This is a genomic window from Lunatibacter salilacus, assembly GCF_009797935.1.
Classification (GTDB): domain Bacteria; phylum Bacteroidota; class Bacteroidia; order Cytophagales; family Cyclobacteriaceae; genus Lunatibacter; species Lunatibacter salilacus.
Window position 1 is genome coordinate 727,612 of sequence record NZ_VOLC01000001.1, and the last position, 12,254, is coordinate 739,865.

The following is a 12,254-nucleotide window of genomic DNA, read 5'->3' on the forward strand; positions in this document are numbered from 1 at the left end:
TTTAACTGTCGATTACCACGCATTTGGCACTTTCAATATCCTGCTCCACACTTTTATATTTGACGTCTTTTACCAGCTTACCGTCTACATATTGTACAGTTACCCGATCATTTCGTCCATAGACCTTATCTGACTTTCTGGGCTGTACAGGTTCTCTGCTGACTCTGGTTTGTTGCGCAGCAGCAGCTCGTTGTCCGGATGAATTTCCTCCCAGCGTACTACCAACTTCTTCTTTGGTAGCCGTGCCGGTAGGTTCAGCGGACTTGGTGGATTGGGCTGCTTTAACTTGATCTGGATCCTGCTTGGGAAGATCAGATTTGGAAATGAATGTGCTAACGTCATCATTCAATCTACCCACAAATCGTTTGAACATCTCAAACGCTTCAAATTTGTAAATCAGGAGCGGATCTTTTTGTTCATAGACCGCATTTTGCACGGATTGTTTCAGATCATCCATGTCCCTAAGGTGCTCTTTCCAGTTCTGGTCAATAATGGCAAGTGTCACCGTTTTTTCAACAGCCCGAATCAAATCCCGTCCCTCATTCTCGATGGTAGACTCCAAATTGATAACCACACCAATTTGTTTGATGCCATCAGAAATGGGCACCATGATTTCTTTTACCGTGGCACCGCGTTTTTTATAGACATCGTGTAAAATGGGCATCGCTTTTTGAAGAATGCCGTTATTTTTGCTGACATAGTTTTTATACGCGGCGTCAAACAGTTGCCTAGTAAGTACTGTAGTATCTTTCTCTTTAAGATCCGTAGCAGATATAGTATAATCGATTCCCAAAGAGCTAAAGATATTCATCCGTAGATTTTCTATATCTTCCGTACTCTTGGCCATCTCGATGATTCCCTCCGATACATCGTAGAGAATATTTAAAATATCCAGCTCCAAACGGTCTCCAAGTAGAGCATTTTTTCTTCGTCGATAGACCACTTCCCGTTGACTGTTCATGACATCATCATATTCGAGAAGTCGCTTACGCACGCCGAAGTTGTTTTCTTCCACTTTTCTTTGTGCCCGTTCGATAGATTTGGTAATCATGGAATGTTGGATTACCTCGCCCTCTTCAAGACCCATTCGGTCCATCAATTTAGCGATCCTTTCTGAACCGAAGAGACGCATCAGGTTATCTTCCAAGGAAACGAAAAACTGGGAAGAACCGGGATCACCCTGTCGGCCGGATCTACCTCTTAGCTGTCTGTCCACACGACGGGATTCATGTCTTTCGGTACCGATTATAGCCAATCCTCCCGCCGCTTTTGATTCGGGCGTAAGTTTAATATCCGTACCTCTACCAGCCATGTTGGTGGCGATAGTTACCGTTTTAGGTTTACCTGCCTCGGCTATCACGTCTGCTTCACGGGCATGTTGTTTGGCATTCAATACCTGATGTTTTATTTTCCTTAAAGTAAGCATTCTACTTAGCAATTCGGAAATCTCCACAGAAGTAGTACCTACTAAGACAGGACGGTTAGCTTCGGTAAGGGCGTTGATTTCATCCACGACCGCATTGAATTTTTCCCTGACTGTCTTAAAAACCATGTCCTCCCGGTCGGCCCGTTGTATGGGTTTGTTTGTGGGAATAACGATTACATCTAGCTTATATATTTCCCAAAATTCCCCAGCCTCGGTTTCTGCCGTACCAGTCATACCGGCGAGCTTATGGTACATTCTGAAATAATTCTGTAGCGTAATGGTAGCGTATGTCTGAGTAGCATCTTCTACTTTTACGTTTTCCTTAGCTTCTATGGCCTGATGAAGTCCATCCGAATACCTTCGCCCTTCCATCACCCGTCCAGTTTGCTCATCCACTATTTTTACTTTACCGTCTACCAGGATGTATTCGGTGTCTTTTTCGAACATGCAATAGGCTTTGAGCAATTGGTTTACCGTATGTATACGCTGGGCTTTTACCCCGTAATCCTTAATTAGCTCTTCTTTCCGGATTAGCTTTTCCTTGTCATCCAGTTCGACGGTCTTTTCCATATCCGCAATCTCCATCCCTATATCAGGTAGGATAAAAAAGTCCGGATTCTCGTTTTTGCGGGTAATGGTCTCGATGCCATTGTCCGTTAGGTCTACGGAGTTTGTTTTTTCATCAATCGTAAAAAGAAGCGGCTCATCAGCTTCAGGCATCATGCGTTTATTATCCTGCAGGTAAAAATTTTCTGTTTTTTGCAAAATAACCCTGATTCCTGGTTCGGAAAGATATTTGATTAATGGTTTGTATTTCGGAAGTCCTCGGAACACCCTAAAGAGTGCAAGTCCCCCTTCTTTATCATTCCCTTCTTTGAGAAGTCTTTTGGCGTCGGTTAGATAGCCTTGCACCAATTTGCGCTGCTCATCTACCAATGTAGAAACCCGAGGTTTCATATCATAAAATTCATGTACATCTCCTTTGGGAATAGGACCCGAAATAATCAATGGGGTACGTGCATCATCTATCAGTACTGAATCGACTTCATCGATCATGGCAAAATGGTGCTTACCCTGGACTAAATCCCGCGAATCACGGGCCATATTATCCCGGAGGTAGTCAAATCCAAATTCATTGTTTGTGCCATAGACGATGTCACAGGCATATGCATTTCTTCTAGCTTCTGAATTTGGCGGATATTTGTCGATACAATCAACTTTTAAGCCGTGAAACTCAAAAAGAGGTGCGTTCCATTCGGAATCCCGTTTAGCAAGATAATCATTTACCGTTACGATATGTACACCCCGGCCGGATAAGGCATTCAGATAGGCAGGCAAAGTAGAAACCAGCGTTTTACCTTCACCCGTAGTCATTTCAGCTATATTTCCTTTATGCAAGGCAACACCACCTAGCAACTGAACATCATAGTGCAACATGTCCCAGGTAACTTCTACCCCGGCCGCATTCCAAGTATTTCCCCAAGTAGCGGTATCTTCGTTAATGGTGACATAACTCTTCACCGCCGCCAATTCCATGTCTCTTATATTGGCAGTGACTTCAAGTTTTCCGTTCTCCTTTAGCCGTCTAGCTGTCTCTTTTACTACAGCAAATGCCTGAGGAAGGACTTTTTCCAAGGTTTTTTCCAACTCCTCGTTACGCGCTTTTTCAGTAATGTCGATTTCATTGAAAAGCGCATCCTTAGCTTGAACTTCCACTGGAGAAAGACCTTCGATTTTCGCTTTTATTTCAAGGATTTTATCATCAAAACTTTTTAAGTCGGAATCGATAATGTCCTTTATTTGTTGGGTCTGCAGCCTTAATTCATCGTCAGTCAAAACCTGAAGTTTTGCGTACGCTTCCTTAATGCTATCCACCATGGGGTTTAGCAGCTTAATATCTCTATCTGATTTGGTACCAAATACCTTCGATAGTCCTTTTGCAATAAAATCTAACATAAATAGAATGAATAATTGTCTTTATTTAACGTTCAATTTGAAGCTAAAGCTTCTTGAGGTATGTGTATGATTCCCTGAAAAACCTGCTCGGCAGGCCCTATTAATCGGATATTGGTATAGCCCCCATTTCCATCTGAATTGAAACGAACTTTCAACCTACCGCCTTTTGTCTCAACGGAAACTTCTTCCAATTCTTTCAGCTTGCCGTATAAAAGCGCGCAAGCTGTAACACCAGTTCCACAGGAAAGCGTTTCGTCTTCCACGCCCCGCTCGTAGGTTCGCACCTGAAGTGTACCCTCACGGAGTTCCGTCACAAAATTTACATTTGTTCCCTGCGGGTACAGCTCTTTGTTATATCTGACTTTGGCTCCCTCCGTGACGACGGGATAATGGATGAGGTTTTCCACAAAACGGATGTGATGGGGAGCACCGGTGTTTATAAAATGATCTTCATCTATTTGGAGAAATTCCCGTACGGGACCCATCTCTAATTCAACTATATTGCCTCTGATGGACGCTTTGTGGGGTCCGTCTACTGCCATAAAATGGCATTCGTTCTTACACATGCCCAAAAATGCCGCAAATGAAACGGCACATCGGGCACCGTTACCGCACATGCTTTGGGAACCGTCCGCGTTGAAATATACCATTTCGAAATCGTAGCCTTCCCGTGTTCTGAGAAGTATTAATCCATCTGAACCCACCCCCAGTCTTCGGTGACAAAGGGCCTGAATTAAGGACAAATTGTCAGCTTCGAAGGAAAGACTCCTATCATCAATCATGACAAAGTCATTTCCTGTGCCTTGATATTTATAGAAGGATGTAGTCATTTTCCATTTATTTGTTCGTTTGAAGACAATCGGTCCAGGGTTAAATGGTGCCCGATCCACAAAAATAAGCAACTTGGCTGAATATATGGCCTAAACCTGTATTAATACCTGCTACCCTACCGCTATTATTAACAATAATTAGGCCTATTCGCCCTTTGGTTATAGACCACAGCCTTTTTAAAAGTGGCAATAGCAAGTATAATTAAAGACAATCCAAATAATAAGCAGATAAAATACGGAATAGGTAATGTGAAAATTATTTTTGACTACTTATTCTGTGGTTGGCTATACGATTTAGGGATTTATTGGCTAATTTAGCATTGCGCTAGCTATTTAATATTCAGTTAGCTAAAAAAAAACACACTAAATTTAACCAATACGATGAAAAAACCAACTCTTAATAGATCTAGAAGAACATTTCTTACACAAAGCACCAAAGTATCCCTTTCCGTAGGATTTGGAGGCAGCTTGATAGGCTCGGCTTTATTGTCCTCATGTGCAACCGAAGAAACCAAAAAGGAACCAATCATCACCGGGTTTTCTCAAAAACCCTTGCCATACGATTATTCTGCCTTAGAGCCGCATATTGATGCGAGGACAATGGAAATCCATTACACCAAGCACGCTGCGGGGTACGCTAACAACGTGACCGAAGCGGCAGGAGAAGAAGATGTTGATACAAGCAATCCGCTGGAAGAGGTACTTGGAAATATTTCCAAATATTCTACTAAAATGAGAAACAATGCCGGCGGCCACTACAACCATGAGTTATTTTGGAGTATCATGTCTGCAGAAGGTGGCGGACAACCTTCAGGTGCATTGGCAGATGCTATAAACAATGATTTCGGTAGTTATGATGCTTTCGTTGAAGAATTCGAAACTGCCGCCAAAACAAGGTTTGGATCAGGATGGGCGTGGTTGGTGTTAGATGGTAATACCCTTAAAGTAGGCTCAACTCCCAATCAGGATAACCCGCTTATGGATATTTCAGACCTAAAAGGATCTCCGCTCATGGGTATAGATGTATGGGAACACGCCTATTACCTCAAATATCAAAATGAACGGCCACGATACATTTCAAGCTGGTGGAATGTGCTTGATTGGGCGAAAGTGTCGGAGCGATACGACACTATTAAAAGCTGATTTTAAAAATTGAATTGGAAAAAAACAATGGCTCGGGGTTACTCCGGGCCATTTTTGATATTTTTTGTCTTGAAATTTATATGTTTTATTGCCTTTAAGAAACTAGAATGACTGATCCCAAAAGCTTATCGTCCGTCGCCGAATTTCACGAGACGTTCAAACACCCAATACTTGATAAACCTACGATACCACCAGCAAAACGGGCCTCATTAAGGCTTTCTCTCTTGACAGAGGAACTTAAAGAACTCGAGCAGGCTATAGCTGACGGGGATATGGTGGAAATAGCAGATGCATTCTGCGATCTCCAATATGTACTCTCCGGAGCGATATTAGAATTTGGTTTGGGAGGGCACTTCAAAGCACTCTTCGATGAAGTGCAGCGATCCAACATGAGCAAAGCATGTGAGGATCTCACCGAGGCAGAAAAAACCGTCGCCCATTACCAAAGACAAGGCGTTGAATGCTTTTACGAAAAGGATGGAAACAAATACTTGGTATATAGAAAAGACGACCGGAAAACCTTGAAATCAATCGATTATTCCCCTGCTAATTTGGAGAAAATTCTTTTTCCAGAAGGATAACACAATCTCAAACCACTAACAATCAATAATAATGAAGAGAATATTTGCCGGTTTACTGTGCATCTGCCTAGTTGGTAGTCTACACGCACAGGAGAGAGCCAGAGAATATGGTTTCATTTTCGGGGTCTTGTCCACGGGAAAATGGAATGCAATCACGGATGTATCCGGTGTAAAAGTTGGCCACCTAACCTTAATCGAAGGGACGGATATACGAACCGGCGTCACGGCAATCCTGCCCCACGATGGAAATATTTTTCAGGATAAAGTTTCGGGGGCCATTTATGTCGGAAATGGTTTCGGCAAGTTGGTGGGAAGTACACAAGTGATCGAATTGGGAAATATTGAAAGTCCCATCATACTGACAAACACATTGAGTGTGGCTGCCGGAATCGAAGGTATCATCGACTACACGTTTCTATTTCCTGAAAATGCCAATGTGCAATCTGTAAATGCAATAGTAGGGGAAACTAACGACGGTGGTTTAAATGATATCCGAGGTCGTCATGTAAAGGCAGCACATGTACTAGAGGCTATTCAAAACGCAGCCTCTGGAGAAGTGGATGAAGGAAATGTCGGTGCCGGTACCGGAACAGTAGCCTTTGGGTTTAAGGCAGGAATTGGAACAGCTTCTCGCGTTCTTCCCGAATCTCTAGGCGGATACACTGTGGGAGTGCTAGTACAGGCAAATTTCGGCGGAGTTCTTCAAATAGACGGTCTTCCTATTGGAAAGATATTGAATCAATATAGTTTCCGACAGAATCTAGAATCTGTAGATGGATCCTGCATGATGGTAGTGGCGACGGATGCTCCGTTGGATGCCCGTAATCTGGAACGCATCGCAAAGCGGGCTATGATGGGCTTGGCCAAGACTGGCGGAATAGCGTCTAACGGTAGTGGTGATTATGTAATTTCATTCTCAACTCATGATGCGATGCGTGTTTCCCACAAAAACTCAGACAAAACTTCACAATCGGAGAGACCTTTACCTAATGACGACATGTCCGCGCTTTTTCTGGCTACAATAGAGGCAACTGAGGAGGCAATAATCAATGCTTTGTTTGCCGCTGAGGATATGAGTGGTAAAGGGGGTAGGATCATTAAAGCCCTGCCAAAAAGTGAAATAAAAGCTCTTAGAAAATAAATGGTAAAGATATCAGAACTTGCAGTTAATAGGTGGCTAAATTTTGTTAAAAAGCAATTTGCCGACCATAAACTTCAAATTTGATAGTAGAAAATTAAGATATTTTTCCTAATGTTGAAAGAACTTATTGTCAAATCATGTTACTTGCTTTGTTTTTCTCGTATAAGACTTCGATGAGGGATTACAGGAAAACAATTCTTTTACTACTACTTGTTACAGGTACTTTTTTTACACAGGTATCCGGGCAGGTACTTAGGCCCTTTGTTCCCAAATCGTCGGCCAATTCTCCTAATAGGTTGATTTATAATATCAACGGGGACTTTACCATGTTGGGAAACACTAGCCTAGTCCTGGAAAATTATTCCCTGGATCTTCAAAACAACATGCCCATGATTTATGTGGATATTGATGATGACCCAACTACCTTTAATTCTTCATCAGCCACATTGGAATTTTCAACTGAAAACAGTGCTGAACCCGCCTGTACCAATATTTTGTTTGCCGGATTATACTGGAGTGGGAGGTCGTTCGCTGAGCAGTCTTTTGAAGTGGAAAAGGATGGTATCACTAAGACTTTTCATAAACAGGAAGTAAAAATAAAAGGCCCGGGACAGACGGAGTATCTACAGTTGAGAGCTTCTCCCAATGACATTTGGTATCCCACCACAATGGAGGACCAATATGGCATGTTTGCCGGGTTTGTTGAAATAACTGATTATGTAAAAGCTTCCGGGCCAGGTTCCTACACTATAGCAGATATTGCTTTAACGGAGGGACAAGGCGGTCCTGTCGGTTATTATGGGGGATGGGGAATGGTAGTCGTCTATGAAAATTACCTGATGAAACAAAGGGATGTAGTGGTTTTCGATGGCTTTGCATTTGTTGCCTCATATCTCGACGAAGAATACTTTCTATCACTTGACGGTTTTTCCGCCATGGAAGCCGGAAATGTAAATCTCAAAATGGGAATTATGGCGGGGGAAGGAGATCGGGGGGGTGTCGGTGATTACTTTGAGATTGAAAGAGGTGTAATGACAAATGATTTTTTGCGATTATCCCACACCCTAAATCAGCCGGACAATTTCTTTAATGCAAGCATTAATACAGCCGGAAATGATAGAGATCCATTTTTAGAAAATAACACGGGGATTGATTTAGCCATGTTTACGGTACCTAATCCTGATAACAGTGTCATAGGTAACGGGCAAACGTCCACCCGGTTTAAGTATGGGGCGACGATTGATACCTATGCGATTTTTAATATTACCTTTGCCATAGATGCGGATCGCCCTATGGTGGAGGGCTTGCACCAACTGGAAAGCTCTCATCCATTGTCCGAAGACGAAACGACCTTTTTTATTTCTCCCGGTGAGGAATTGAAGTTTACGCTGGAAATCAGAAATAAAGGAAGTGAAGGTATCACAGCGGGTAAAGTAGTAATACCCATTCCCCTAGCAGCTACTTTTGAAGAGGTAACCATGGAGGCATTTTTTACGCCTAATAATGTAAATCAGCCTTACTACGACGAAACTTTGGGGGCGGGGGGTTCAATAGTTTGGGAGATTGGTGACCTTCCCATTAGCCAAGACCCTGAACTCCTCCTTGCAAAGATGGAATATACCTTGAATGCCGTTGAAAATTGTGCTGCATTCTCCGGTTTTTCCTGTGACCCAACCGTGAGTCTAGCAGGGGAGATTAGTGGTATAAATTTCCAAACACAAGCTCCTTTTTCCGGAATAAAAATTATTCAGGGCTATTTGAATACCTCTGAATGTAGCAGCAGCCCGATAATAGATCCCTATCTCTTTACCATAGACCCAGAAGCACTTTCCATAGAAGATTGTATTGAAGAGGAAACTGCACAGGTGTTTGATTTTTGCAATTATGAGGAACCCTTCCTGCCGATTGAAGAGATATCAGCTGTATTTCCTCCCGATACCCGCTTTTTCAATGAGTTTCCTATTACATTCACTAGTGTTGAATATACGGCCAGAAACCCTATACCTGTGTTAGATGGTAAGACAGATTACTTTGCGGTATTACGGGGAGAAAATGATTGTTTTCAAAAATTTTCGATTAACCACGAACCAATTACCATTACCGCATCGGTTACGTCAAATTATAACGGTGCCGCTATCTCATGCTTTGGAGCTGCTGATGCTTCAGTGTCGGTGGAGATTATCAGTAACAATCCCCCATACTCAATACGTTGGGATGATGAGAATAATAGCACTATAGAAACTTTGGAAAATCTCGCTCCGGGTACTTACAGCGTTACTGTGACGGATTCCAAAGGCTGCCAAGCAAGTGCAGAGGTCACAGTGGATGAACCCGAACTTCTTGTTTTAAATCCAAATCCTGGCAGAAGTTCTCTTGCAATTTCCTGTTTTGGACAGTCCGATGGTGTTTATGTCATTGATGTAGCAGGCGGGTTATTGCCTCTTACCGGCAATCTATTTCAGCAGAATGATGTCGGAGCTCTATCTGGGGTCATATCAATAACGCAAGACGTTAGAGATATTGTCTTTAACAACCTTTCTCCCGGAGAATATGTGGCCGAGGTAAAAGATGCCAACGGATGTATGGAAGAGGTTTCCTTTTCCATTAATTCGCCCGATCCCTATTATTTGACAGGCAGCACCTCCAATGCGGTTGATTGCCAGGTAGCCAATTCAGGGAGAATTGAGGTTATCCCCGTGGGCGGGGAAGCACCCTTTACTTACAGGTGGGAGCATGGTCCATCGCAGTCTATCTTGGAAAACGTATCTGCAGGCACCTATACCGTTTTTGTCACTGACAGGAATGGCTGCGTGGCAAGTGAAGTGTATGAACTGGAAGAACAATTACCTTTAACTCTATCGGTTTCACGCACCGAAGAAGTTACTTGCGGGACTAGAGGTCTGAAAACCACATTTTTTGTTGAAGTATCCGGTGGATTTCCACCCTACGGGATATCTTGGAGTGGAGGAAAAGAAGAGCAAAACGGCTCGGTGATGGTTACTTCCATTCCTGGTGAATATGTCGTGCAGGTAACAGATAGTGACGGCTGTCTCGCAACCTCTACTGAGATTGTTAATCCAAGCCCTTTGGATGTGGATTTCGAATTTGTATCTGCTTCTTTTTCGGAATATTCATCCAACCTGGTAAATTATGCGATTCAATTTACGCCTATCACCGTCGGCGATGTAATTGCTTACGAATGGAGTTTTGGAGACGGGGAAAGTAGCCAAGAACAGCGCCCTACTCATACCTTTACAGAAGAGGGTGTATACCCCGTGCAACTTACTATTACTGATGTTCATGGTTGCCAATTGAGCCAGGTTTATGACATCAACATCGAAGAGGCATTTATCCTTATGCCAAACGGATTTACCCCAAATGCAAATGGAATGAATGATCATTTTTTTCCAAGGTTTAACTATATAACCGAATTGGAATTATGGGTTTTCAATAAATGGGGAGAGGCCATCTATCACAGTTCCGACCGAAATGGTCCAGGTTGGGACGGTACATTTAGGGGAGATATGGCGCCTGCCGGAAACTATGTATATAAACTGAGATATACGACTCCGGATGGTAGAGTCAAAGAAGAAACAAATGTTTTCGTTTTGATTAGATGATATGAAATCGAGCATAATGCAAGCGGCAAAAACTGGGATGATTATAAACCATGTGAGATTCCATCTGACCACTGAAAAACAAACTATAATCAGATGAAAAAAGCGATCTTGTTTCTGGTTTTATTTGCACTAATTAAAACGTCTTCTGCCCAGGACCTACAGTACTCCCAATTTTACGCTGCGCCCCTCTACCTAAACCCCGCACTGACAGGAATGACGGAATTAACCCGAATGGGCTTCAATTACCGCAAACAGTGGCCAGGCCTAAATTATGATTTTCAGGGATATTCAGCCTTTTTGGATCATTATAGCTTTGATCTGAAAAGTGGATTTGGAATTTCCCTCAATGCTTTTGAAGAGTCTAACTTGGGCCTAAAACTTATGGACTTTTCGGGGTATTATTCCTACCAGTTATTCCTTTCTGAAACCCACAGCTTGAGGTTTGGCGTCCAAGCTGGGATTGGAAGGAGGAGTTCTGCCATGGACCATCTTTTACTGGGCGATCAGATAGATGTTTTTTCCAAAACTGTGGCTCCTGTTACCCTAGAGGACCTCCCTCCTTTTGAGCCCTATAGCTTTTTGGATCTTGGATTTGGGACTATATTTACCGGAGAAAATTACTGGCTTGGAGCAAGTGCATATCATGTAAACAGGCCGAATTTGAGTTTTTATAGCAGCGCCTCCGGTGACCGGATAGCGGTGAAATGGAATGCCCACGCAGGACTTCAGTTGCCCTTTCGATCCGGGCTTTCGGTTTATGAGGGTGACGGGGATAACCTGGTATTTTTAGCTGCGAATTATAAGCAACAGGGTCCATTCCGGCAACTGGACTTGTCAACCCAGTTGATTTACAATTCGCTGGTTATGGGTGTAGGTTTTAGGGGAATACCGAGCTCTGGGGATCTTCCAAACCGAGATTCAATTATCGCATTGGTAGGAGTAAGCCTTGAAAGTGGTTTATTGATAGGTTACAGTTTCGACTATATGATTTCACGTTTGGGTATGGAAACTCACGGGGCGCACGAGATCTCAATTCGGTATCAGTTTTTGAAAGGTTTGCCCCAGGATAGGGATCGAAAAAGCAGGATTTTGAAATGTTTTCGCTACATGATGTAAAAAAAAGCAAAAAATCACTTAGATGGTTTCGCTCTGATGTCAAGTCAACGGTTGGTATCCCGCAGAACTTGTCCCGGCTTTTCGGGATTGCGCTAATTTCCGCTGAAAAATTCTGCGTACATCTGCGAAATCTGCGTGAAACCCTTTTAATTATCGATTCAATACTTGAAAACTTATAGGTATTTGTTTCATTTACTGTTTGCCTGGGGTAAAGATATTTTTACCGTTAGCTGCGCAATTATTTCCCGCAGATAGCGCGGATTTTCGCTGAAAAATACTGTGTAGATCTGCGAAATCTGCGTGAAACCCTTTTAATTATCGATTCAATACTTGAAAACTTATAGGTATTTGTTTCATTTACTGTTTGCCTGGGGTAAAGATTATTTTACCGTTAGCTGCGCAATTATTTCCCGCAGATAGCGCGGATTTTCGCTGAAAAAT

Annotated in this window: 7 protein-coding genes; 5 read left to right on the top strand and 2 right to left on the bottom strand. The window is 42.8% G+C overall.

Annotation, left to right across the window (positions count from 1 at the left end; genetic code table 11):
• Position 1: 1 nt before the first annotated feature.
• Entirely contained in the window at positions 2-3,382 is a 3,381-nt protein-coding gene (gene secA, locus FQ608_RS02875; protein ID WP_158856276.1) for a preprotein translocase subunit SecA, read from the bottom strand.
• Positions 3,383-3,414: 32 nt separating this feature from the next.
• Entirely contained in the window at positions 3,415-4,212 is a 798-nt protein-coding gene (gene dapF / locus FQ608_RS02880; RefSeq protein WP_158856277.1) for a diaminopimelate epimerase, read from the bottom strand.
• A 381-nt stretch (positions 4,213-4,593) separates the two neighbouring features.
• On the opposite strand from dapF, the gene FQ608_RS02885 reads away from it, so the two are divergent.
• The 5 genes from FQ608_RS02885 (at position 4,594) to FQ608_RS02905 (ending at position 11,813) form a co-directional block, all read left to right on the top strand.
• A complete protein-coding gene (locus FQ608_RS02885; protein WP_158856278.1) occupies positions 4,594-5,355 on the top strand; it encodes a superoxide dismutase in 762 nt (253 codons plus the stop codon).
• A 107-nt stretch (positions 5,356-5,462) separates the two neighbouring features.
• Positions 5,463-5,936 (top strand): pyrophosphohydrolase domain-containing protein, encoded by a 474-nt coding sequence (locus FQ608_RS02890; RefSeq protein ID WP_158856279.1) that lies wholly within the window; start codon positions 5,463-5,465, stop codon positions 5,934-5,936.
• A gap of 31 nt (positions 5,937-5,967) precedes the next feature.
• On the top strand, positions 5,968-7,077 hold the full coding sequence (locus FQ608_RS02895; RefSeq protein ID WP_158856280.1) for a DmpA family aminopeptidase: 1,110 nt from the start codon (positions 5,968-5,970) through the stop codon (positions 7,075-7,077).
• A gap of 137 nt (positions 7,078-7,214) precedes the next feature.
• On the top strand, positions 7,215-10,697 hold the full coding sequence (locus FQ608_RS02900) for a PKD domain-containing protein (protein WP_158856281.1): 3,483 nt from the start codon (positions 7,215-7,217) through the stop codon (positions 10,695-10,697).
• A gap of 93 nt (positions 10,698-10,790) precedes the next feature.
• On the top strand, positions 10,791-11,813 hold the full coding sequence (locus FQ608_RS02905) for a PorP/SprF family type IX secretion system membrane protein (RefSeq protein ID WP_158856282.1): 1,023 nt from the start codon (positions 10,791-10,793) through the stop codon (positions 11,811-11,813).
• Positions 11,814-12,254 lie beyond the last annotated feature (441 nt).